The sequence below is a fragment of the Alteromonas gilva genome, from assembly GCF_028595265.1.
GTDB lineage: Bacteria > Pseudomonadota > Gammaproteobacteria > Enterobacterales > Alteromonadaceae > Alteromonas > Alteromonas gilva.
The window spans coordinates 34368-59144 of sequence record NZ_JAQQXP010000004.1 but is presented as its reverse complement, the minus strand read 5'-3'; the positions used below and the strand labels follow the sequence as shown (position 1 = coordinate 59144).

At 44.2% G+C, this 24777-nt stretch carries 24 protein-coding genes; 10 read left to right on the top strand and 14 right to left on the bottom strand.

Going from position 1 to position 24777, the window contains the following annotated elements:
• The first annotated feature begins 67 nt into the window (after positions 1 to 67).
• Positions 68 to 334: a hypothetical protein gene (locus OIK42_RS19105; protein WP_273642757.1), complete on the top strand. Its 267-nt coding sequence runs from the start codon at positions 68 to 70 to the stop codon at positions 332 to 334.
• Between the two features lie 69 nt (positions 335 to 403).
• Here OIK42_RS19105 and OIK42_RS19100 read toward each other — a convergent pair whose 3' ends face one another.
• Positions 404 to 4039 (bottom strand): conjugal transfer protein TraG N-terminal domain-containing protein, encoded by a 3636-nt coding sequence (locus tag OIK42_RS19100; RefSeq protein ID WP_273642756.1) that lies wholly within the window; start codon positions 4037 to 4039, stop codon positions 404 to 406.
• A gap of 104 nt (positions 4040 to 4143) precedes the next feature.
• Positions 4144 to 4581 (bottom strand): hypothetical protein, encoded by a 438-nt coding sequence (locus OIK42_RS19095; RefSeq protein ID WP_273642755.1) that lies wholly within the window; start codon positions 4579 to 4581, stop codon positions 4144 to 4146.
• 639 nt (positions 4582 to 5220) lie between these two features.
• On the opposite strand from OIK42_RS19095, the gene OIK42_RS19090 reads away from it, so the two are divergent.
• Positions 5221 to 5820 (top strand): Cap15 family cyclic dinucleotide receptor domain-containing protein, encoded by a 600-nt coding sequence (locus tag OIK42_RS19090; RefSeq protein ID WP_273642753.1) that lies wholly within the window; start codon positions 5221 to 5223, stop codon positions 5818 to 5820.
• On the top strand, positions 5817 to 6932 hold the full coding sequence (locus OIK42_RS19085; RefSeq protein ID WP_273642752.1) for a nucleotidyltransferase family protein: 1116 nt from the start codon (positions 5817 to 5819) through the stop codon (positions 6930 to 6932). Before OIK42_RS19090 ends, OIK42_RS19085 begins: the two co-directional genes overlap by 4 nt.
• Before the next feature lie 146 nt (positions 6933 to 7078).
• On the opposite strand, the gene OIK42_RS19080 is transcribed toward OIK42_RS19085, so the two are convergent.
• The 7 genes from OIK42_RS19080 to OIK42_RS19050 all read right to left on the bottom strand — a co-directional run bounded on the left by OIK42_RS19080 (position 7079) and on the right by OIK42_RS19050 (position 13461).
• Positions 7079 to 7981 carry a hypothetical protein gene (locus tag OIK42_RS19080; RefSeq protein ID WP_273642751.1) on the bottom strand — a complete coding sequence of 301 codons (903 nt, stop codon included), beginning with the start codon at positions 7979 to 7981 and terminating at the stop codon, positions 7079 to 7081.
• 283 nt (positions 7982 to 8264) lie between these two features.
• A complete protein-coding gene (locus OIK42_RS19075) occupies positions 8265 to 9668 on the bottom strand; it encodes a conjugal transfer protein TraH (protein WP_273642750.1) in 1404 nt (467 codons plus the stop codon).
• A 12-nt stretch (positions 9669 to 9680) separates the two neighbouring features.
• Entirely contained in the window at positions 9681 to 10649 is a 969-nt protein-coding gene (gene traF, locus OIK42_RS19070; RefSeq protein ID WP_273642749.1) for a conjugal transfer protein TraF, read from the bottom strand.
• A 153-nt stretch (positions 10650 to 10802) separates the two neighbouring features.
• Complete coding sequence (locus OIK42_RS19065; protein WP_273642748.1) at positions 10803 to 11342, bottom strand: hypothetical protein; 540 nt, start codon at positions 11340 to 11342, stop codon at positions 10803 to 10805.
• 3 nt (positions 11343 to 11345) lie between these two features.
• On the bottom strand, positions 11346 to 11648 hold the full coding sequence (locus tag OIK42_RS19060) for a hypothetical protein (protein ID WP_273642746.1): 303 nt from the start codon (positions 11646 to 11648) through the stop codon (positions 11346 to 11348).
• Between the two features lie 416 nt (positions 11649 to 12064).
• A complete protein-coding gene (locus OIK42_RS19055; protein ID WP_273642745.1) occupies positions 12065 to 12391 on the bottom strand; it encodes a hypothetical protein in 327 nt (108 codons plus the stop codon).
• Positions 12392 to 12393: 2 nt separating this feature from the next.
• The gene (locus tag OIK42_RS19050) at positions 12394 to 13461 is read right to left on the bottom strand and encodes a ParM/StbA family protein (RefSeq protein ID WP_273642744.1); all 1068 of its coding nucleotides are present in this window, start codon (positions 13459 to 13461) and stop codon (positions 12394 to 12396) included.
• Between the two features lie 724 nt (positions 13462 to 14185).
• Here OIK42_RS19050 and mobI point away from each other — a divergent pair.
• From mobI to OIK42_RS19015, 7 genes are read left to right on the top strand one after another with little or no spacing between them, the layout of a single operon-like run.
• Positions 14186 to 14725 (top strand): conjugative transfer protein MobI(A/C), encoded by a 540-nt coding sequence (gene mobI / locus OIK42_RS19045; RefSeq protein WP_273642743.1) that lies wholly within the window; start codon positions 14186 to 14188, stop codon positions 14723 to 14725.
• The gene (locus OIK42_RS19040) at positions 14715 to 15500 is read left to right on the top strand and encodes a hypothetical protein (RefSeq protein WP_273642742.1); all 786 of its coding nucleotides are present in this window, start codon (positions 14715 to 14717) and stop codon (positions 15498 to 15500) included. Before mobI ends, OIK42_RS19040 begins: the two co-directional genes overlap by 11 nt.
• On the top strand, positions 15500 to 18019 hold the full coding sequence (gene mobH / locus OIK42_RS19035; protein WP_273642908.1) for a MobH family relaxase: 2520 nt from the start codon (positions 15500 to 15502) through the stop codon (positions 18017 to 18019). The genes OIK42_RS19040 and mobH overlap by 1 nt, the downstream gene beginning before the upstream one ends.
• Positions 18019 to 19965, top strand: coding sequence for a conjugative transfer system coupling protein TraD (gene traD, locus OIK42_RS19030; protein WP_309568790.1), 1947 nt, complete (start codon positions 18019 to 18021; stop codon positions 19963 to 19965). Before mobH ends, traD begins: the two co-directional genes overlap by 1 nt.
• The gene (locus OIK42_RS19025) at positions 19953 to 20546 is read left to right on the top strand and encodes a hypothetical protein (protein ID WP_273642741.1); all 594 of its coding nucleotides are present in this window, start codon (positions 19953 to 19955) and stop codon (positions 20544 to 20546) included. Before traD ends, OIK42_RS19025 begins: the two co-directional genes overlap by 13 nt.
• Positions 20547 to 20556: 10 nt before the next feature.
• Positions 20557 to 21207, top strand: a complete 651-nt coding sequence (locus OIK42_RS19020; protein WP_273642740.1) for an IncC plasmid conjugative DNA transfer DtrJ family protein — start codon at positions 20557 to 20559, stop codon at positions 21205 to 21207.
• An 8-nt stretch (positions 21208 to 21215) separates the two neighbouring features.
• Positions 21216 to 22196, top strand: coding sequence for a S49 family peptidase (locus OIK42_RS19015; RefSeq protein ID WP_273642738.1), 981 nt, complete (start codon positions 21216 to 21218; stop codon positions 22194 to 22196).
• Between the two features lie 18 nt (positions 22197 to 22214).
• On the opposite strand, the gene OIK42_RS19010 is transcribed toward OIK42_RS19015, so the two are convergent.
• From OIK42_RS19010 to OIK42_RS18990, 5 genes are all read right to left on the bottom strand, one after another.
• On the bottom strand, positions 22215 to 22598 hold the full coding sequence (locus OIK42_RS19010) for a hypothetical protein (RefSeq protein WP_273642737.1): 384 nt from the start codon (positions 22596 to 22598) through the stop codon (positions 22215 to 22217).
• 9 nt (positions 22599 to 22607) lie between these two features.
• Positions 22608 to 22817: a hypothetical protein gene (locus tag OIK42_RS19005; protein WP_273642736.1), complete on the bottom strand. Its 210-nt coding sequence runs from the start codon at positions 22815 to 22817 to the stop codon at positions 22608 to 22610.
• A 190-nt stretch (positions 22818 to 23007) separates the two neighbouring features.
• Complete coding sequence (locus OIK42_RS19000; protein WP_273642735.1) at positions 23008 to 23259, bottom strand: hypothetical protein; 252 nt, start codon at positions 23257 to 23259, stop codon at positions 23008 to 23010.
• A gap of 78 nt (positions 23260 to 23337) precedes the next feature.
• The gene (locus OIK42_RS18995; RefSeq protein WP_273642734.1) at positions 23338 to 23742 is read right to left on the bottom strand and encodes a hypothetical protein; all 405 of its coding nucleotides are present in this window, start codon (positions 23740 to 23742) and stop codon (positions 23338 to 23340) included.
• A gap of 178 nt (positions 23743 to 23920) precedes the next feature.
• Entirely contained in the window at positions 23921 to 24409 is a 489-nt protein-coding gene (locus OIK42_RS18990) for a hypothetical protein (RefSeq protein WP_273642733.1), read from the bottom strand.
• Positions 24410 to 24777: the final 368 nt, after the last annotated feature.

The window sequence follows — 24777 nt, the reverse complement described above, 5'->3', positions numbered from 1 at the left end:
CAAACGGTAGCGTGTTTCCCGTAATGCTTTATCATTGTAGTTAATTGTGGAGTACTAAGAGACCGCTATGTTGAATTTATTATTAGCTTTAGTGTTAATGCCAGTTGTTATATTGGCTGCATTAGGAAGTGATGTAACCTTATCAGCATTGTTTGCCGGTGAAGCTGTTGTTATCGCCATGTATTTCATTTTGAGAAAGAAATACAAAAACAAGCCTTATCGTACATCATATAGAAATACAGGAACCAGCAAAGATGAAGAATGTGGTTTGGATGAAGAAACTACTTACCACATGCGCAAACACTCATCTATGTTTGATGACCGATTTTTATAAGGCCCTCCAAATTAAATGGAAGGCCTTTTTGGTCTGTTATCCGCGCCGGATACTTTATTTACGGTTGCATCAAAAACTGTTCTTAGTCGGATCATCCATACCCATGTCAACAAATTGGCCGTACTGATAAGCATAATAATTACCAACTGAATCTCTGTAGCCTTCACCAATATACTCACCCTCCGCACTTACTATATCACCTACCGGTTCGTATGAACTGCCATCAGATGCCGTAAAATTTCCGTATGGATCTTTTTCAAGGCGAGCGTATCCATTTTCATCCTGGGTTACTGATGTTCTTGCCGACTCCTGTGCAGCCTCTATCCCAAATAATTGTTCTTGTCCCGTTTTAGCAATGGTATTTTCCAAGTTGGTCTGAGATGGCAATGCAGTTACACCAGAATTCTGTTGAATGCCGGCTCCTTCTGCTATCTCTGGAGAGATATCAGGCCCAGCACCCTCTGAGACATCTTCGGAGGGAGATGCAGTTACACCAGGGTTTTGTTGAATGCCGGCGCCCTCTGCTGGTGCAGTGGTGCTTCCTTCTCCGAAAAATTGTGAATTAGGTCGAGTAAGTGAGTCTGTTGGCAAATCAACTCCGGTAGGTAGTTCTGACGATAAGTTAATCCGTTGAAGACCATCAGATGCTAAATTAATTGGAGCAGGACTTTCTGCTAATGGAAAAGCCTGGGTTGGAACGTTAGGTGATTGACTCACTGTATCAGGCTGATTAGGAATAACCGAAAGCCAATCATTAGAGTTAATACCAGGTGTTTTAAAGTCAGGGAGGTTTATCCTGGCTGGATATTCAGCTGGTTGTTCTTCATCAGCAACGATTTGCTTGATCTTGTTAACGCCATCATTCATATTGTCAATTACCTTACCAGCAAGATCTCTAGCAGCACCAACTGGTGTGTACGCGGCGTATTTTTCTGCGTCTTTCAAGCCGCTAGTAATTTCAGCACCTGTTGATGCAACATTACCCTCGACATCCCTACCGGTTTCTTCTGATGCGTTAGCCTGCATGTTACTTACTATTTCGTCAACGGGCTTGCCGCTTGTAGTATTTTCAAGTGGCGTTGTATCAACTTGCCGCATCTTCTCGAAGGGCACCTTAGTATCAGTTAAGGATTTTAGGTTTTCGTTCTCAGTTGCAATATCGCCTATTTTGGCTGCCCTTTCGTTTAGCGAGTTTGCAGCCAAGTTAAAGCCATTATCGTCTTCACCAGACATTTTACTGCCGACAAATTGATACATTGAGGCTGCAAGCGCTAAATCTGTTTGCTGCCGGCCTAAGTCTTCGCCTCCATCATTAGCCAAAAGCTTCTTAATTGCCGTTTGAAATGCGCCAGCGTCGGATCCATAATCACCCCTAAAATTACCGCCATCAGCCTGCTCTCCGAGCGCCCTAAACTCCGTGGCACTCTGAACGCCAAGCGTATCTTTCAACATATCTCCATATGTTTCACCCGAACCGTTTGGCACCTTCATATTCCAATAGTCATCTGTTTGCAGATTTTCATTACTGCTGGCTTTATTCCATTGGATATTTTGTGTAGATGTAAACCCACTACTATCGCTAACTACGTCCTGAATAGCAGCTTGACGGTTTATTGAGGTCTGCAGAGCCCTAGCTTGCTTTTCAAGCTCGGAGTTTGATTCGCTATTAGAGAATCTTTGGGTATTTGAATATTGTTCCATGAGACTATCTTTTTCAGAACCTTCAAATTTTGATGTGATTGAACTCTGCCAATTCGTGGCAAAAGATTTCATATCTGCCCACTTTTCCTCGAAAGTAGTCCCTGTTTCATTTCCGGCTGATACTGATACCTTACCAGACAGAGGGGTAAGAAATTCGGCAGCTTTTGGTACACCTATACCCATCTCCCCGCCCAAGCGAATAGCTGTTTTAGTTGCATCCGTCGATGACATTCCAAACTCCTTTTTTAGAGCCTCTGAGAGCCCCTTGACCCTTTGATCGATACTTGAGTTTGCTATTTCTTGAGCCGATGACTCTTGGTTAATAGCCTGAACGTCTTTACCTGTATTAACCTGCTTAGCAAATGATTCTTCGAAGTTTTGGGCGTTTGTTTGCACTTGTGAAGCCGCTGCAGTAGTAGTTGCACTGCTGGCTGTACTGCCAACAGAAGACAGCGTTTCAGTCCCTAAACCACTGTTAGTTAGGTTCGAATGCCCTACGCTATATCCTCCGGTTGTTGAAGTCATTTGTTGCGTTGCATCAGCAAAGGTTCTAGTACCTGCATTCATACTTGTTGCAACCGTAGGTGCTCCCATATTTCCATCTACTTTTGCTTGCGTCATTCCTTTCATTGTTCCCATCAATGAATGCACACCACCAAATAGCAAGAACATACAGATCATTGGTATGGTAGTTGTCAGCATGCTTGCCGTGGCTAAATAACCCTCGACTTCAAGTATGGTGGAAGGTAATGCATCAAACGAGAGTGGGCTGAATGTTGCAGATGCCTCAAATGCCTGTTCAACTGATATTGCGGTATAAAAATCGACGAAAACTTTGACGAAACCCCATAGGTTAATAAAAAGCAGCAGGGTCATGTATTTACCGATATGTTTAACACCCATTCCACCAAGAACTATCAACACGGCATAAAGCGGGTAGATAAAAAACGTCAATGATTCTAGCGCTGTGATGACCGGTGTAGAGATTTGTGAAAATACTTCTCTTTCGCCGGCTTTTTCATAGACTCTTGACCGCATTGCCTGGAAAACCATGGCATCAACTTCTGTTTCATAGGAAGTACCAACTAGGCCATCCCTGACTAAGTACGATTGGAGTAATCCAATCTGTAGGTCATAGGATGTAACACCAGAACCAAAACTTCCCTGAATTAAAGCAATCGAATCTCTTACAGCAGCTTGACGAACACCTTTGTCTTCGAAATAGTCTTCGAGTAAATTTTGAGTAGTTGCGCTCTGTAAAGTTAACTTTATTGCGTTAAACGCATCTGGGCATGAAACCCTAGTGCCAAATGAGCTTCCATTTTCATCCAAGTAAATATCTGTTGGAAGCCCATTGTAACTTACTCGGATAGCATCTATAAAATCCTCCGTTAACTCAGTATTACGCATTTTAACAATCGGAGACTCGGGCTCTCTGCCATCTAATTCATGATCAGCTATGTAGCAGTCTTTAATGTAGTTATTCATTGTTTTTTGAAGGTCATAACCTTCGGATGCAGTTGAGCCATATATGATGCGACTTGGTGGAGGCGAATTGTACATTTTGACAAGTGCCGATAACGGGTCAATTTCACCACTACCACCCGAATATACGACTGGCATAAACGTATCTTCTACCACTTCTCTCAACGAAGACAATGCACTTGTTGCTAGCCATGCGGGAAGCGCCGCAAGCAAGGGAACATCATCAACAACACCAAACAATCCAGGATCTTGAGCTGAAATAACTTTAACATCAAATTTAGGAGTAATCGGAGAAGCTAGAAAGGTCCACATGATGATACCTAATGCAAATTCCTTGAGGGGATAAGGGGCATTTTCGTCCATCATTTGCTTAAAGAAACCCCAGGCTAAATACAGCACGAGTACTGTGGCAGATATCCCAACTAACGTACCATCGTTAGTTGTAAGCCTGGCAATACCGTTTATGGCCTGAAAGATGAATTCATGATTGCCATGAACTAAAATTTCTACTTCATTCATCGAAACAACTACCCAATATTAAAGATTGGGTAGAATTATAAGGATGGTTTGAGAGGAAGGGCGTCAGCAGACCTTATAGATTGGGGCAGTCTGCTGACACTTTACTAATCTTTATAGAATCGAGTACCGCTAGAAATTGTGTACACACCACCAGCAGCGATTTCTACCAATTTTTTAGCTTGGCGCTCAGTGATTTTGTAAGCAGAATAATGCACTGAACTTGAAGGATAGGAGCCCTCTTTTTCATCGCGCAAATGCGCTACCACACCTTTACGTGCTCGCAATGCATTTTCAACAATAGCCTGGGCTTCACCTGTTCTGGCGGTATTTTCAAGCAACAGCACAAAGTCAGGGGCTGAAATTGAGACAAATACATCGCGACTGTACTTTTCCAAGCTTTCGGATTTATCGCAGCCGTAGAAAGTGAACAGAACGTAATGTTCTTGATTAACAGTGATTACATCAGCACTGTTACTTTTACACCAAGCATGAGCATTTAAGCTAAAAACAAGTGCAAAAATAGAGAGTAAGATTGATTTCATAAAGGTCACCCTTAATTAAATTGAGTGACAACAAAACAGCCATGACAGCATGCCACAAACCGCACATAAAAACAACAATTAAGTCATATAGTTACAGGGGAAATTTGCTTACATTGAGAAGAGTTTACATAGTCAGAGAGTGGCAATAGGGCGACCATTTTAAATGGGGAATAATGCAGTAAATCGGGCCCCTAGTGGGGGCATGCAAACAAATGAGGCTTATTGCCTATATAAATAAAGACGCTACAACTTGGGTATGGTTATTTAATGTGGCTGTTGTTTTGTGGCGAGAGGAAAGTGATTAAATTTTAAGTGACAAAAAAAGGCCTACCTCTCGGTAAAGGCCTACCTCTCGGTAAAGACCTACTTATGGCTGTAGTTGGGATTATTCGAAAGGCGAGGGCTACCTGGATGAGTGTTTACTTGTAGTGAACTTAAAAGTTAAGAGTTGAAGAAAAACATCTTATTTCAATCATCGAGCACTCTGCCGGTTGCCCCTCTAATCAATGAGCCTCTTTAAATGTCTTGTAGGCACGGGCCTGAGGTCTGTCCGGGCGGATTGGTAACAAATTTTTGTCCCAGCTATTGAAAACCAGCCTCACTGAACAAATATCAGACAAACAACAGAAAGAGGCGCTTATGCACGATTATGCTGTATTTGGACACAATAGAGCTTCCATTGGTCGTTGGTTGGGAATCGCATCAGTAATCCTAACCGGCGCAATATCTAGCCTGATATCTTTGGTGAACGATTTAACTGGATTTCAGGCAGTAACAGGAGTTGCTATTACCACTGGTATTGTCTATTTCGGCTTGCACTGGTTGTTTAATAAATTTGCTTGGAAAATTCCTTTTTTCAAAATACCAAACCTTAACGGGTTGTGGAAAGTCGCAGGAACTACATTGACTGAGGAGGGGGAGATTAAATATCAGTGGAATGCTGAAATTGATATCGAACAAAATTGGGAAAAGATAGTTATATGCTTAAAAACAAAAAGCAGTACCAGTGAAAGTTACACTGCAACATTAGCTAAAGCCAATGGTAGTGAAGCCGGATGGCGTTTAAGCTATAGCTATAGCAACAACCCCAACTTAGAGCAATCACACGAACTTAATTCACACAGAGGATATTGCGAACTGTTGATCGACAAGCGATTGGAGTCTGGAACTGCAGCTTACTTTAATAGTAACGGCAGAAGGACATTTGGAAAAATGGAACTCACGAGGAGTGCCAATTGATTAGTTTCGATAATAGGCTAAAAAGTTTAAAAGATAGACGTCAAGGGTCGAGAGAAAGGGCGTTAATTGAGAATAATCTATCAATCTTTGATTCAATCGATGTTCGAACCAAAGAACGCTACGAAGAGTTGTCCGAGAGTGCTCCGATAAAATACGCAATTGGTGCGATGGCTGCTGTCGATTGTCGATCAACTCAGATATCCATTGACGAAGGCGAACGAGTTGCCACTACGCTGCTCAATATGCTAAGTACTTCAGGTATTAGTGCAGAAAAAGAAATTCAAGGCTCAGTTGCTTTGGACATCCACATCGAAGGTCATTCAGATGTTGATATGCTTGTATTGAAATCTGATATCGTAACGGTGCAAAATCCAAAAATAGACGCTACTCAATATTCAACACCAAAAGATAATCGACCGATGGTTGAGATCATAAAAGAGCTTCGTCAACAGTCAGAAGTCAAACTGACATCCAGATACTATCAAGCCAATGTGGATTGCACTGGCAACAAATCAATAGCTATTAGCGGTGGCAGCCTAAAACGTAAAGTGGATATTGTCCCTGCTTGCTGGTACCACAGCCATGATTATCAGCTAACAGGAGAAAAACATCATAAAGGTGTTAATATATATCATAAGGGCGAACATAAGCTCATTGGCAATCAACCGTTTCTTCATATCAAACGAGTCAACGATAAAGATTTATTGTATTCAGGTAATCTCAAGAAAGTCATTCGTCTGATGAAAAATCTAATAGCTGACATGCCCGACTACAAAAAGCGGATTGCCAAAAGCTTAACAAGCTACGACGTCACCGCAATTGGATACGATATGGGCGAGCAGCTAACTTGCCCATCCTACCTTTCACTAGCTCTTGTGGAAAAACTAAGAGCACATCTTTCATTGCTGGTAGATCTTGCTGCACTGCGTAATTTACTCGAAGTACCTGATGGCAGTAGGAAGGTATTTGATTCTGAAGATAAAGTTGAAGCATTGAAAATATTGCATCGTGAAGTAACAGATTTGGCCACATCTATTTATAAAAGTCTAAATCCGTATAGCCTAGATTCTTATAATTCAAACCAGTTACTGCAAAAGCAAATTTTTATCTGACGTTAGTTGAGTCCACAAAGAAGTAAGAAAGCTAGGTCCCGCATCTCTGTCTGTGAAGGTTACACCTCCACAGAGTTTGGACAAACAAGGCCCGCAAGAGAGAGGCTTTTGGATACAAAGTACTTGTACAGGGCTACCTTATACAGCTAACCTTTCATAATCTTGTCGCAGACAACCCATTTCACATAATCCTGAAAGTTGGCCACAGTATCGTCATTGCCGTTGTGGTATAAATACCCCTTGTTCACAATGTCCCTATTCCATGTATTAGCCAATTCAGACGTAACATAAGTAGTTCCAGCTTTGCCGGTCAAGCAAAGTCCGATCCGCTGTTTTTTCCAGGCCCTCTTTAAGACATCATTTTTCGACCAGTAAGTATTTAGACCTTCTTTGTTGAAATTTTGAGTGATTGTGTATGTGTAATACACCTTGGACTCGTCAACCTCGGTAATGTTTAGCACAGTGTTATTTCTGAGAACTGGCAGTACATACATGGCCTCATAAAGCTCAAAGGCTTCTTCAACATACTTTTGTCGAGCCTTTAGAGAGCTTTCTATGGTAGACCGTACAACCGTGTGAGAGGTGATCGAATTAATTGCTTCCTTTGCTTTCAGGTAGTCGGATGCAGTTGTTCCATCTAATTGTGAAAGCCTGTCAATTACCGCATAGGCTTTTTTGAGGTTGTCCTTAGCGTTGGCAGACCCCTTAACCAGTGCCATAACTGCTAGCGTTTTCTCACTATCCAATTCAACTTCAGCTGTGAGAGTGTATTTGTTGTTGGCTCGGTCCCATTGTTCATTGACAGGGTTAACAATTACATGAGCGACTGAAGCTGCTTTCACTTCTTCACTGAATTGCCCATTTACCAGCCTTTCGACTCCTGTGATCAGCACCGGCAAACGCACAATACCTTCACGCTGAGCCTTAACACGAGCGAACTGACGAACCAAATCATCTGGTTGACCATTGACAGCAACTTCAACCGTTACTTGAGTGCTGGCTGCAACTGCTGACGATGCAATAAACAAAAACAACAATAAATATTTCATTTGATCTCTCCAATTAGTACGCGCAAATTTTTACATGAGTCGCAAATCGCGCAACCAATTGGACCAAGCATAACTAAAATCTTTTAGAGCTTGTTTCTCTGCAGTTCTTTTCAAGGGCAACCCTTACGGCTGAAAGGGTGTTTGCTTGAATCTTCAAAGTCGAAGCTTTCCTTTTTTTGCCTTGCCTTTCAGACTGAGCGCTTTGAGCTATACGCTTATTAATCTGCCTGTCGATCTCTGCTACTAATCGAGATACATCTACTAACATAACTGACCTGTTCCACTATTCTTTGTTGAGTGCCATATACGAAGCCAATGCGCTGGTAACTTTGACTTTGCTATTGATATCTTCATTCACTTTCTGGCGAAGATGCTCAATTTGCGCTCTGAACTCCCCTGCCAATTTGTTCATATAGGCCGCATCAACCAACTTACCATCGTAATAGTTGCTTTCAGTAACAGCAGTTAGTTTCATTTTGGTCAGGATATCAAGCGCAACATCTTCAATTTGCTGATGTGCCATTTTTAGAATAACCATATCCGCAACTTCGTTTGCTGCCATGCCCTTCACATCTTTGGCGATTTTCAAGTAGTTTTGATCGGCCAACAGGGTTAACTTTTCTTGTTCTGCAGTAAGGTCTTCCTTTCGCCTTAACTTACCAATAACCCCGTCTTCTGTGGGGCCACTGGCATCACCTAACATAATCCTTTTATATTTTTCATAAAGGCCTTCGAAACTACCAGGTAGATTCGACTCAGCGCGTATATCAAGACAAGCCTCAACATAGTTACTGCCAGCCCCACACTCCCTGAACATACTTCCTTCGGTTGTGCCTGGCTGAATGCCATACAACAAGGTATCAAGAGACAATGAAGGCTCAATTGGCGTTGATTCTACACAATCCTTTCCAGCTGCTTCATTCGCAGTACAAGAGCCGCCTACTAACGCCTTGTGAATTACTGTTCCGAAAACTGATTGAATGAATTCGACCGTTGAACGGGTGTCGTTATATCCAAGATTTGGAAGAGTAAAGTTTGAATAAGAAGCGCTTATTGCTAATGCAACAAGGTTCTGGTCAAAGATTTCCTGCCTGGTGCTGTCAGACACTTTACTGCCACCATCTTCTTCATCTAATAAACCATCAAACCAGGAGCTAATGTTACCCTTGTAAGCATCCTTCCCAAGACCGGCTGAGTTAGCCATGTCACCAATCGCATTTGAAAACCCAGTGGTTTCGTCTAACGCCCCCCATGCGTTTTCACAAGCGTTTTTACCAAACTTATTCATCTTCTCGATGGTGTTGGAAATGTCTTTGGATACTGCTGCGCATGCTGGACAAATTGAATTCAACGCTATGTTGAAAAAATAAGGGGCGGCACCTTGCGCAACACCACGGGCTACCTGCACCAGCTCATCGCCAGACACCATGCCAAAAGATCCTGCAAAAATATCTATTCCGCTACAGCCACCTCCAACTGAAGGTGGGGAGAACCTAAGAAAGTCCACGTCAGTTTGTTTTACTCTGCCAGTAAATGAGCCGCCATAGAAATACCGGCCGTTTGATGTGTTATAAGTACCCGTCGCCCCCTGAGAATATGAGTCAAACAGCTCCTGCATATCTGCAGCAACAGCGCTCATTGAGAAAGCACAAATACCAGCCACAATAAAACGATTAATACTTTTCATGTCTATTTCTCTTTATTCAGATTCATTTAGAGGGGAGGTTTGGCCAAGTAGCTTTGCACGCAGGACATCGGCTAGATACCCGGGGTCCTTTTCAAGTTGTTCTTTATCTACAACGATGTTGCCTTTCTTGTTTTCGAAGACGTTGATTTCACGTACAGATTGAGCTTTAGCATATTGCTGCTCATCAATAAGCTTCGTTTCACGGGCTGCAAGAATTAATCTGTCTTCAATCTTCGGAAGCGCCTCAAGGCCTCGCGTCAATGGATAGAAAAACTCTTTGTTGTTACCAACCAAGAACATGGTGGGAGTAGCCACTACCTTCAGGCGTTTGGATACTTTCAACCCGTAGTCATTGACGTGTTGAAAGCCTTCCATGCCGGGAATCTGTTTACCATCCATAGAAACTGCAAGGATTTTCACACCATGTCGATGTTGTAACTCTTGAAGGATTGGTAGCTGTTTGTGACAAAATCCGCAATCAGAACGATAGAAAAACCAGATGTGAGCATTTTGTATCACTGCGGTAAGCGCTTCGCTGATTCCCCTTTTTGTCTGATCACGGAACATCGATAGGCCGACAGTAGTGGTTGGCCGGCGCTGGTTCTCATCGAGTGCAGGTTCAGTTTCAATAAACTCCATCATCTTTGTAGAAAAGCGCGTGGAGTAATCCAGCATTAGTCGCTGGGCATATGCGAATGATGCTAGGTTTTCCTTTGAAGGCGTTTCAATGGCGGTGTCACGCAGTCGGTCGATATTGTTTCTCAACCACTCAATATCCAACGTGATGTTCTTGGGTTCACTTTTCACAGACTTATTCGACTGAGTGCTAGACTCTGGAATAGCCTCATCTTCCTCAGTCGGCTCAGGTTCGACTTCAAACCAAAACCAACCGCGCTCTCTGTCAGAGTAGAAGTTTTTTGACTCTGGCTCGCCAGAGCTCAAGAGTGGCAACAACGCCAATAGAAGTAATGAATAACGCATATAGAAATAGCCCAAATATATAATTACCGGAATTATATTGCTGACTATTGCCTGCTTATGGTTACAGAGGTCAGTAAATTGCTATGTCTATGGTTGGGTAATAGGGTTAAGGACGCCAAAAGGCCTGTTGGCCCTTTCTCTGGGATAACGTTCTTAAGCCACTGCTGAAGTTGCTTCTGGCAAATCCAGTTGCATTGACTGATTTGAATCCTTGTCGGTTTTTTTTCTAAGCTTGCTAAGAGTTGTGCAAGTCATGCATTGCCTGACACGAACGTTCTTAGAAATAAAAGGCTTTTTGCATTTTTTCTCTGAACAATAGCTGATCACAAATTCACGCGAAGCCAGGCGCTTGAAAAAATAGTAAATACGATTCACAGACATCTCATCCTTAGGATAAAGCGCCATGTAGGTCGTATATAAACTAATCAATTTGCCTGCTGTCATACGATGGTTAACGACATCGCTACCAAATTTATTGATGAAAATACGCAGCAACCGGTCGGCGCTATAACGAAATTTGCCACGAGAAGTCAGCCAGGTTGTAGAATCCCTATGAGAATGACCATTAGGATCTGGCGCTGTGCTCACTTCAAACTCTTTTTTTCCATGACCAGTCAGCTCTGTAATAATTACATGCTGACAGCCAATCGAAGCAAGTAAGTTTGCTTGTTCTAATACCTGGATATGACGCATCGGTTATGCCCCCGCTCTACTCATTGAGTCGAACATCAGCGCCAATATTTCATCGTCTTCCTGGGAACTGGCAATTTCAAGTAATGCCTGAGTATCACGCACGTTAAACAAAGGAGAATTGTTAGCGATGGTAGCCAGCCTGAATATTTCGCGCTCACTCACTGCACCCAAGACATCAACGTCTTGCTTTGTATAACCGTATGCTCCACGAATTGCCATTGGATCCTTTCTTGCAATTCGAGCTTTACGCGCCAAGATGGCCAATTCATATTTCCTTATTGCATCAAAATCTGCCTGAACACTCATAATGACCAATCACCTTATTTAAAAATTACGTTAAAAGCAAAACAAGGAAAATACTATCAGCGCTTGCACATCTGGCAACCAATTTATTATTCATTGCTATCTCGATTTAGGGAGAAATATCAGTATAAGCACCATAGTTTGTGAGAAATCTCTTACACCAGTTGGATTCTGCATTATTATATTCAAAGAGAAAACAACAAACGAAAAATCAAAGAAGTAATTAAAAACATATACTTATGAAGGAAAATATAATTGGAATACCCAAAGGTATTATGATGCATACGTTTGTATCATCTGTAGCACCAGTTTTAGCCAAAAGAATAACGATTAAAACTTGACCAGATTTGTGCGGAATAAAAAGGCCGGTCAAAATCTATTTTTCCGGCTTTGGGTACAACAATGTATAAGAAAGGTTGCTACTGAATACTTAGCAAGTCAGTGCCGAAATCAACGTTGCCAGATGATTCTAAAACTTCCTCGTTACCTTGCTCTGCTGTTGAGGCCACTGCACTCGGTTCTGACAACACCTGTTCCTCAATTGCTTTCGCAGAAGGTGAAGTCTTAGTATTCTGAGTAGACTTTGGTTGAGCGATTGGCTGGCTCTCACCTTCAACACTTCTTGCGCCAACAAGTCCATTCATGGCTAACCTATATAGCTCATAATTCCTTGCTCTACCTTCTCGCCCTTGCAGATGATCAAACAACTCACCTTTAGGGATAGTGATCTTGAACGTAATACTCATGGTTAAGCAGCCTTGAATTTATTCAGCGCCTGATAGTACTGAATGCCACCAAAGTGCATTCCTGCACAAACAGCACTAAGTGGGTTCTTCACAATTTTGATTTTGTGATTTGGGTAAGCCTCCTGCAGAGCCTTTTTGTAAACCTTATGAGGGCCGCCCATCAAGATGATCTCGTCAATGTCTCCACCATTGCCAACAGCATTCTTCATTTTGGTAATCGCTGCACGGGTAACCGTTTCAATGGCGCCGCGTAAATCAAAGCTAACGTCTACCTCATCCCCATCGCAATCTTTTCCTTCGCAAACCGGGAATGGGTATTTCCGGCCAGCAATCCTGATGTGGTCTTTATGTTTCCAGAATGCCTCATCTAACTTCTCGATAGGAAAGTCAGTGAGCATTGGAAATGACAGTCGCATGACCTTGGATACTGAATCCAATACAGCAGACATACCCAAGTCTTCGCCACCAGAACGTGAGTCGTTCACTTTCAATCCATGAGACACGATCCAATCAAATGTGCCGTAACCTGGATCGACAGAAAGAACATTCAAGCCGCGCAGTTCGTTGTACCCATCCTGGCCAATCGAATTGGCATGAGCCAGAAGGCCACCTAACGGCTGCACAATTACCCATGCATCCTTGACTTCTACAATGCGGCCATTGATTTCATGCTTTCCAACGACAATCTTTTTGAGCTCATCACGCTTGCCCCAGTTTTCAACGGGCAGGCCTAATACCAACAAATCAATAGATGGTTCATTAATGTAATACAGAGCTCCGAGTAAAAGTGCCTGGTATTGCTCAGAAGATATGTAGGTATTGTTTAACACCCGGGCGGATTTCTTATCCGCGACTAAAGCGGCATCAGCACCAACCTCGTAAACAGAATCTTTGATTTTCACCTGCACTGTGTCACGACTATTCAGACCAGCGCTGAGTCCATCCTTTGTTGGGTCTACCTGAGACACCAACGAAGAGAATGTGGTGATAATTGGGTTTTGGTTCTTGTATTCCCCTGTTGTGAAGCTTGTGGTACCAAAACCAAGCTCAACTGCTCGAATAACTGCCATAAATGTATATCCTCTATAAATAAATCAGAAAGCACCCAAATGGCGCCAAATAGGTCTAAAACGCACTTTCGGTGAATCATCTATCTGAATAATCACTCCCAAGTAACCAAAAAGCCCTAAATAGGCCTAAAAGAGCGGGGTGATTCGGTTCTGGATAAATGGTTGGCCTAAAGTAACTAAAAAGACCAATAAAGACCGAAACTGGTATCAATCCTATATGCCGTTGGCCCTATTCGTTGTTTGTAGAGATGGGAAATATAGCGTGTCTATAGTCAAGAAACTGCTGTATTCCTGGGGTTCTGGAGTCTGCTGTCAAAACAATACCTGAACATTACATATTCAGTTTGGAATAATAGCTGAACACAGCTTCCTGCAGGTGTTTATCGAGTGCGGTTTCAGGCGTAAATAATAACTGCACATGTAATGTTCAGCTTTAATTTTCAGCGCCAGATTCAACAAATGAAGCTGAACAATAATATTCAGTTTTGTTTTATAAAAATATCGAGTGGCCTTACCGGGTGGTTCGTAATGTTCAGCTAAATTTATAACTGAACAAGATAGTATTATTCATTTTTAATAAAAATACCCCTTTCAGACAATTCAAGTTTTCATGGTCCTTTGGCCTTGAATGTTCATAGACCATTAAAAATACACCTCCCTACCGACCTAACTGCTTTTCATGCTGATACATAATTCGCTGCATTAAAGAACCGGATGGATGGTTATGTCAGAAGTAATTGAAGCGCCGAGTAGCTTGTCAGCGCCAACACAGATAGTTATCGACGCTATTAATGAGTCAATAGAGCATTACAAGCGTGAGGCTGAAATGATTGTTGCTGCCTATTGGCAGTGGGTTGAAGAGTCCAACAAACAACTGAGGGCGAGTAAGGCTATCGGTGAAAACCTGAAAAAGCGAACTGCGTATATGGGCCCAAGGGTTGAGTACAGACCTAGCGGCAGATACACCAAGCTAATTCCAAACTGGGTTTTCTATCCATACAGCGAAAAACGAATGAATAGTCCGAAAAACTTCAAGAATGGAGAGCGGATTAAGCCGGGCGCGAATAAAGAGTACGCATTATCCAAGCTGCTAAAAACGTCAGTGGGTTGGGACGGCAGAAAGATTATTGAAACCGAGAAGATGCTTATGCCAATACGAGAAAAGTTGGAGGCTCTTCATGAAGCTAAGGTGAGCCTGGAAAGGCGAGAGACAAGAATTCAGAGAATTGCTAACAAATATGAGGAATCTGGCAATGGCGAGTAACAATGAAAAGCAACACAGAGCTTCTTTTGGCAAAAAGCCAGTTAAGCAAAATAATGCTGTAACCATGACTTTGAAGGTGCCGTGCGACTCAGCAATCCTTCACAGCTATATGGAAAGAGTACAACCTTTGACATTGGCTATGTTTGAGCGGTTAGGCAGCCTAAAACGAATGCTTGTTAAAGACCGGCCGCTGACCGAGATGGTTACCAAGTGGCAGTCAACCAATATGCAGATTGCTTATGAGCAATTAGAAGAAATACGAATACGTCGCGAAACAGTCGTACTTACTGGTGCCCCAGATGTGCCGCAAATCAATGTTCCAGAATCATACGGTTTCACCTTTGAAGCATCACACCCAATTGTACATGACATGGTAAACCTCGTTAAAGCGATCAACCATGAGCTTAAAGAGAACGAGGCATTGTATTTTGCTGGTGTTATTGATGATGTCTATTTCGAACGCTTGAAGACGCAAACAGTATATACATTGTCCGGTGTAACAGACCGCATTGCTAAAGCGACCTCTCCAGGCAAAAGAAAGGAAGGGGGGAAATATGCGCCAGAATTGCTTGTTAAGCATATTCGTGGTGGTTATCGATTAGACTTTGCAGATGTTCCGTCATCATTTCTGGCTCTGGTCGAAGAGTATGAAGCTGAGACAGCTGCAATGAAAACGCTGGTCAACCGAACGCCGCTCCCGGAAAAAGTAGAAGAGAAAGTTGAAGAAAAAATCACGACAAAAGCCAAGTCAAAGGCAAAAGTGAAGGCTGCGTGATGATTGCGGGATTGGCTAAGAAGCTTTTTAAGCCGGCTTCGAAGCAACAGGTTGCCGGCTTAGTTGATATCTATGGTCGCCCTGTTAAAGATGCGAGGGAGTACTTTTACCCGAAAAAAGTAAAGGGTATTCCCGTATTTGATGTTCCCTCGATACTCACCCACTACCGAACTAAAGTTGATGAAATCATAAAAAGAAGTGGAATCGGAGAGCACCGTAAAGGTGTCAACGGGGAACCGTTGGTGGACTTACTGTTTACTCAGGTGATCGAGCGTTATATAGAATATATCCACATGCTTCCTGCGTCAGAAAACCACCACCACTCGACACCTGGTGGCATGATTGTGCATTCATTAGAGTCTTCTATTTATGCGCTTAGGCATGCAAGGGAGCACAAACCTGCTTCAACTGGGATGCAGGATTTGGACAGAAAGTGTGAGCCCATTTACCAATATGCTGCTTGGCTCGGTGGCTTCCTGCATGATGCGGGGAAGGTGCTTCAGGATATCCTGGTTGATGCTGTTGAGATATTTGATGGCAAAGACAATAAAACAATCACCAATGCTAATCGTGTTCCTTCATGGCAGCCGCAAAAGGAATCACTGATTTCATGGGCTAGAAGGTTTGGTGTTGCGACATACTCAGTAACCTACCTTCCTAACAGAATACATAACAAACACAATGTCGACTCGGTGCAATTGTTAGCCCCTGTTCTTGGTGGTGGCGAGGCATTGGATTACATCCTGAATGCCCCGGTTAACATCCACAGTGAATTGGCTCGTGTATTGACTGGCCATGACACAGGTAAGGACTACTTATCAGAGTCGGTGCGTCAGGGAGATAGATTGAGTACAGCTCGAGATGTTTCCAGAAACACGAACACATATCTTGGTGAGCAGAACGTATCGGCATCGGCAAAGATTTACCGTGGACTACAGTTGGCTCGTCCAACGTGGACCATTAACCGTGAACATGGGCACATGTGGATTATCGGCGGAGAGGTTTACCTGCGTTACTCCAAGGCGTTTGAGTCGATTGTTAAGACAGCGACAGAGAACCACTATGTCATTCCAAAAGATGTACGCACCGTGATTACGATCATGGAAGATAACGGAATGATTGAGCCGTATGACAAGTTAAACAAGACAGTCAAATTCACTGCAGGTCAATTCACACAGAAAGACATTAAAGATGTGTTGAGTGGCCAGAAAGTTGTTATCTGGGAAGAGTTAATCAAAGTAAAGTGGAAGGGCGTGGTATTTGGCTCTGACCCTATGCCTGATTCTGTCCCGGGCTTGATATTGTTACCCCGTGAAAATGCGTTGTTGGAGATTGATGAGAATGGAGGCGCTACCCGTCACGAACAAGGTGTTGGAGTGACTACGGAGTCAGAACAAGACAATCAGCCCCCTGCACCGGCCCCAGCACAGGCACAGGCACAGGCACAGGCACAGGCACAGGCACAGAATGACAATAATGCTGCTCAGAATGCTGCACCTGCCAAAAGCGCACCTGGTAAGAAATCCAGAAAGGAAGGCCAGGCTAAACAACAGGTCACTGAAATTGTAGCTACACCACAGCAGGGTAAGCCAAAGAAGAAGAATGACAATAAGGGCATTAGCTTTAAGAACGCACCGGTCAAGGAGGAGCAAGCTGATACCCCAGCTGAGTCAGAGTCAAGTACTGACATTACTGTCACAGAAGCACAAAAGGGAGTGGTTAAGGGCAAGGACACACTAAAGTCAGAGAGCGACAATGGTGTTAATCAACCGCTTGAATCGAGCGAGGCCTCATCACCGGTTGTGTCTCTTTTAGAGCTGCACAAAGCAGTATCTACATTGACGGTGAAGAGTGATAGCTCGTGGATGAAGCTAGAAGAAGTCATTTCCTTTATTGGCGAGGCAGATAAAGCCAAGGCTATCGAAAGCATGAAACAGCAGGGTTTATTGACGCTGACTAAAGAAGGTAATCCTATATTGGAAGTGGCCATGCTCGAAGGCAAGTTCACCCAACTGGTGAGCGTGTTACCGGTACCGTCAGAGGATGACAAAGAAGTTGTTCAGGAAAAACAAAAGGCAAAACCAGCTAAAGCAAAGCCTGCCACTAAAGCTAAGGCGAAGCCAAAAGCTCCAGCACAGAAAAAGCCACAAGCTAAAAGCAAATTAGTCGAAGGTAGTCAGAGTGATTCTGAAGAAAAGTCGGAATCTCCTGATTATGGTATCCACCTCATATTGCAGAACCCCAAAGAAAATTCACTGGGGGAGCTTATGGTGTACATGCGTGACAATGGCAAAGCATCTGAATTGGATGAAACACCCGAAGGGATGGCTTTCCAGTTAATCGCTTTGGCATACGCACTGAAGGACAGATTGGGTAAGCGCATCAAAGAGCGCGACATTGCCCGAGTTATTACTGAAGCCGGGTTCGGTGACTCAGTAATTGGTGAAGGTCATACGTTGAAGTATGTCATTCCCTACCCTTCCCTGTGCGACATTGATTTAACAGAGGTAATTAAATAATGGCGATGAAAAAAATAGACCCATCATTTTCAGAGCATTTGTTTCGCCCTATCTATGAATTGAACACCGCGTCAGCTTGGCTGGCCGGTGGTTTGACTACACCGTTTCTCAGTACCATGTATTCGGGTGGCGGTAGTTTGCCAACAGCAATGGCCATTGGCGCGGGGATGTTGGCTACTGGTACCTATCATGGGGTTAAGTCACTTCCTTTGCTGAAGAGACAGTTAAAGCTCTCTACCAATAAGAAGACATTCATGAGCGTCAAGGAGCTGCGTAAGCGAAATAACCTTGAAAAAATCATGACATCCGGAAAGGCGAACAAAAATTTACGAACCACCTTTATCGGTAGTGGATACAGCTGGGGCTCTGAGCATGCTAACCGTGCCTATCAAGTTATGGATATGGATAGCAACATGTCACAGGTGGAATTGCCCTTTTTCCTGAAGCCGGTCGTTAAGGCGATGATGAAGGAAACAGAAGCTCTGGGTGGTAAGCCGTGGATCCATGGTATGGGTGATGAGAAGAAAATCTCTGTTAACGAATCCAACTGGTTTGGTCATACGTGTATTACCGGGAACGTAGGTACCGGTAAGACCGTGTTGTTGAAAATGATATCGGTCAACGCCCTGCATATGGGTGACGTGCTGGTTATTCTCGACCCGAAGAACGACGCAGACTGGAAAGAGGCCGTGCAAAAGGAAATGGAATACCTTGGTATGGGTGACAGGTTCTATCACCTGCACCCAGCGAAGCCGTCTTCATCTGTGCGCATCCCGTTGTTAAAGAATTACACTCGTATCACTGAGATTGCTGACCGCATTGCGCCGTTGATGGGTTCTTCTGGCACCGGCAAGGCGTTCCAGGACTTTGCTTATGAAATTATCTATTTCACAGCACAGGGCCTGCATTATCTTGGTGAGCCGATTCGTTTGACCACGATTCAAAAAGTCATCTCTTCTAACCGTCGTGGCCTGGCCATGCGCGTATTGGATAAGTACTTCAAAGGTGCGGTAGGTGAGAACTATGCAGAGCAGCTGGCTGATGAGTTTGCGGATATAAATGCTGACCGATTAGCGGCTATGGCGGGTTATTACAACCAGTATTTGGCCAAAGACAACGAATGCAAAGCCGTAGAAGGGATGATTCAGTTCGCACTGCACAATGAAGAGCACTACGTAAGAATGGTGACCTCTTTGCGGCCGGTGCTGACCAGCTTAACAGCTGATCCGTTAGATGACCTGTTCTCCCCTATTGATGACATCCATGATGTGAACGACACAAGGGAAATTGTTGACCTGGCTGATGTGATGGAGCGCGGTGGGTGTATTTACATCTCACTGGATTCGATGACCGACTCATCTACAGCTGGCTTCTTGTCACGACTGTTGCTGGCTGAATTAGCGGCCATTGCCGGTAGTCGATACAACTCTGAAGACAAGAACCCTCGCCGGGTGACCATTGCCAACGATGAGGTGCATGCCTCTATCGAGAATAATGACGCAATGATGAACATGCTTGCCCAAGGTCGGGCAGCGTCCATGCAGATGTTCTTGGCTACACAGACAATCTCTGACATTGAAGCCAAAACGGATGAAGCGACGGCACGTCGATTCCTTGGCCTGTGTAACAACTTCATCTCGATGCGTACCACTGACCCGTCCACACAGGAATATGTGGCAGCACAGTTCGCTAAGGCGTCAGTGTCTCAGCAACAGGTGCGAACAGGGACATTCACTGACACTAACTCTTCGGTACTGGATTTTAGCTCCGGGTACCAGGAGACATTAATGAAGACCAGGGAAGACGCCTTCCCGCCGACGCTGCTCGGCGATTTACCAATATTGCAGTACGTAGCAAGGCTGGCTGACGGTAAGAGACTGAAAATGCGCTTACCAATCATATTGAATGACGATGAAGATGGAGAGGTAGCGCCATGGGCAGCATAGAAACCTTCACTCTAAAGAAAGCTGATATCGAGAAGTTCATGTCAGCCCGTTACAGTACTCACAACCTGTGCCTGGACAACCGTCATGCGTTGACTGAGTTATCAGCTCATCACAGCGGGATTGAGCGCGTTATTGCCAATCTGTGTCAATACTTCACACCGGCCTTGCCCAGTGGTAACACGACGCTGATGGACTTAATTGTTCACGAGGCGCTGTTGGAATTTGAAGACAAGATTAAATCAGAGAGCCTGGATATTGCGTACCAGGCATTTTGCAAAGCAGTACTGAAGAGCCTTCCAAGGGTAATGGAATACCGGGTCTTTATTGAATCATCGTCAAGGCGTGTGAATGACAACGAAGAATACTGGGATTGTACGCGGGAAGGTTTGCACACCTGGCTTGAGGCCAATTGCGTGACAAAACTGCTGGTGGAGCAAGTGCCGTTCTTAACGTCACTGAATAACAATGATATTGCGATGATGCTTGCCCCGAAGATATTTAACCGTCAGGACATGCTGTATCTGGGGCTACCTCCAACTGGATTCTTCCAGCTGAAAGGTTTTGACCCAGTACTGGCATAAGGGGGAATAGATGGCCACTGTAATTGCAGGCGAAAAGCTCACTAGAAGCCATGTGTTTCATATCATCATCTCGGTTGCCATGTTGATATCTGTTTTGATGGTCGGGCTCGTAGAAGAGCAAAAGTACAGAACAGATGTGCAAAAGGAATTGGCGGCAGCCAGGAATGAGCTATCCAGTGTTGAATGGGATTCCATTGAAACGCGGGTTAGAAAACGTCATCAGGAATACTTCTATGACAACGGTGTTTACGACCAGCTCAAGGGCATGATTCTGCCCAAGGCGGAAAGTCATGTGGATGTCATTGCGAACAAAGAATACCTGTACCGGATCATGAATAACGTACAGGTGTTTGCCTATCAGGTGTTTTACCGGTTGACGACAATGGAATACTGGCTATCTATGCTGGGGCCAGTTTTGTTCTGCATCGTCTATACCGGTTACAACGTCTGGCGAGTGAACAGGTACCGCATGGGTGGGGCTAAGACAAGCCGCGCTCGAATGTATATGAAGGCTCTGTGGCTAATTATCATTTGCTTTATCTTTCTGCTTGTTTCACCGGCCATGCTGAATGTGCTGTCAGTTTATACCCCGGCGATTCTGCTGGTATTGATGGCATTCACCGTTAGTAAGTACATCCAGAGCTTCCAGAAAGATGTGTAGGAGTGACAATGTTCATTAAATTAGAAAGACGTAAGAAAAAGGAAGGCACTCCACCACGGGTGTCTGAGGTTCTGGATAAGCATTTGGATACCTTGGTACGCAACATCAAAATCAAGAACTTCGTGTTTATGATGATGATGTTTGTGGGTATGGGATTTGCCGCGTATCGATTTGTCATAATGACACCAGAAGACCTGCAAAAACAGGCTGGCCATATCGCGCACATCGAGATATCCGGCGAGATAAGCAAAAGCAATCGTCAGGGCTCGGGTGAACCCCTTGCGACAGCCATTCGTGCAGCGCTGGAGAAGGAAGAGGCAAAAGCGATATTGATTACCGCTAATTCTGGCGGTGGTTCACCGGTACAGGGTGAAATTATTAATCACGCCATCAAGACAGTTATCCGGGAGAGGGATGAGTCCGGGTTAGAGAAGCCGATTGTTGTCGTCATGGAAGATGTATGCGCCTCTGCCTGCTACATGGCAGTGTCATCGGCTGACATTATCTATGCACACAGTTCCAGCCTGGTAGGAAGCATTGGCGTGCGTATGGATAGCTGGCAGTTGGCGGACGGTCTTGCCCGGTTAGGTGTGAAGCGTACAACTTTAACATCCGGCGAGAACAAGGCATTGCTGGACCCATTTTCAGAGCTTGACGAAGCACAGTCAGACAAATTGAAGAATGACCTGATCATGCCGTTGTTTCACATGTTCGTTGATTCTGTCAAAGAAGCACGCGGCGATAAGTTGGACTTAAGCGAGCCGGACATCTTTACTGGGATGGTGTTTCATGGGCGCAAGGCTAAGTCCATTGGCCTGGTAGATGAAATCAAAACTTTGGACCAGGTGATTGTCGATATGCGGGAGAAGTACGAAGTACAAAGGTTTGTGACTTATAACAAGCCGAAGTTCTCACTCAAGGAGATGATTATGGCCAGTATGGAAACTGCCATGGAATCCGTATTGTCAGAGACTATTTCTGTTCACTGATGAAAAGCAGTTGCGCACTCATCTCACCAGGGTGCGCAGCTGACGCTTTAGCCACAACCTTAACTTACCGGTCAGAGTATCTGACTCCAGCATTCCGCTAACCCACCTGCCGCCTTTAATCCATTCCATACGCATTCCATCACCGTGAGCCCTTACCCTTCCGTGTAACGGGAATATGGTGATACACGTAGAACACAGTCCATGACCATTAAAAGCAACGGCATCGGGAATTGGCCGGCTAACATGGCCACGCAGATGTTGATGTGGCACTTCGGTACCGCAGTCGGCGCAGGAACTGGATATTTCGGACACCTCGCAGCCATTGGGAAGCTTTAGCGGGAGCTGGGAGATAATTGTTGGCTCGGATTTATACCGAGCTTTCATGTTTTCCAGTCTGGTCATCGGGCACCATCACTTATTGTCAGTGATTGACACTATGCATTCTTCAGTTGGCAGTCGAGCCGGGCGGTTAATCCCGTGCTTTTCCAATACCGACTCAACCAGAATGCGAGCCTGGGCAAGGCCATTGGCGTGCAAATGGTTATCAGACTGCTTTGCGACTTGCTCTTCCTCGTGGATTTCCACCAGCGCAAATTTCAAGTCCGTTATAAGTTGATTCATGGCCTACCCTCTTGGTTATAAAATTTAAGCGTCACAGCAACACGATGGAGCGGTTGGAGTTGAAATTTTAGCTGATAGATACAGCGGGTACGTCAGCTAATCGTGATTCTTGCGATGTTGTTTCCATGTCGTGCTCCTGCTGGTGGGCGTTAGTGTTAATCATTGTTGCTATAGGGCTTAAATATAGGTATTACTCATATTGAGGAAATAGTGTGCAAATATGCAATTCTATAGTACTCAGCGCGTTACTGGAGTTGACCCCTTCAATACCCTCAATAGTGACTAAGTTGGCAATAGTGTGTGGGTTTTCCGGGTCACCCTTATTCCAATCGTGCTCGTTTTCATCCGGCATATTCGAACAGGAGAACATACACCCTCGCTTGGCTGAATCATTAACCATGGTTATGGCTTCATTCTTTGCTTGCTCAATACTAATTGTCATAATGGTTCCTGATTGGTGAATTTGATAGCCATAGTAGCCAGTTGTTGATTTGCCGCCACTACTTCAAATACTGATTTTCTATTCAGCTCCTTGAAGGGCTGACACTAGCTTAATAGCAATACTTTCTGTTTCAGTGGTGGCTTTCCACTCCTGAGCGCCTGTGCAATCAAGGCTAAATACCTCCCAGTTTTCACCATCTGCTCTATAGTCATAGGTTTTCTCAATATCTTCAGTGAAGCTAATGATTAATTCAGGCCAATTTGCAACTTCGTCAGAATCCCAATCATCATTGTGATCAGTGTGGTCAAGTATCTCCTGTATCTCTGAGCGAGTGTTTTTTATCTCAGAAGGTAGGCTTTTAATGAGCGCTACGAACTCTTCTGCCTCACTCCAATCGATAGCTTCGTTTTCTTCCCATCGACGATTGAAAGTCTGTGCTGCATCGTGCAGTTCTATAACCTGTTTAACGCTTTGGATGTTCATAGCAATAGCTTCCTGTCTCGGTGAATTCTATTGGTTCATTGTCACCCAATAGCAGGCTGACGCCACCAATTGGATTCGACAGGATATTTCAATGTCAGTCAGTGACAGTATGAGAATGAGTTAACCCGGAGATTCCCTTACGGATGTAATAGCCCGTAGGGATTTGCGAGGCAAAAGACTAAGCCATGAACTGCAGAGCCATTGCAGTAAGCTTACGCTTAGCAGCCGGGTAAGAATGATGGCTAATGGAGCGGCCAAACATCTTCTTAATAAAATCAATGTCAGTCTTCTTCTTTGCATGGCGCAGTGTACAAAACACTTCCGCGTCGTAGTCCTGATATGGGAAGCGGCGCAGATTTATACTGTTGTTAATTTGGTCGGTTTCTTTTAACTGGGCCAAGTGTGCTTCATAGACGTTCACCGGCAATGCCTTGATTGCGTCCACACCAATGCGCTGAACATGGTTGATAAGCTCAGGGTGGTCAACTAAATACTGTGCAGGGCGAATACATTCAATAATGATGGTACGTCGTTGGTCTTTGGTGAACTGTGCCAAAGCAAAGGCAATCTCATTGTCAGTGATGCTTAATGAGCTCATCCAGCTTTCGAGGCAATGATCATGTGTACCGAATTCTGATGCCAGCTCTTGAAGAGATAAAGTTCCCATAAAAAATGTCCCATTGGATTAGGCTTCCGCCTGATGTTATCGATGGGTTCATTATCAGGTAGGTGGTGAATGTCGCTACCGATTGAGATGTCACCTCTCGCTTTATTAAGTGGTTTAACTATCTCGCTTATCCGCATCGGTGCCGCCGCCCAGCCCCATTTAGCAGAGTGTAGGAGTGACATTAAGGGATACCTGGCAAACCAGAAAAACTCGATGCTTGTCCCGGATGTTTCATTCCTAACACCATAGACCTGCAAAATTCTGTGCCTCTATGAACATTGATTGATCATCAACTGATGTTTAATACGCTTACGCTTTAAAGAGGTGGAATTCATTTCACTGACTTTTGGCAAAGGTAGCTGAGGTAC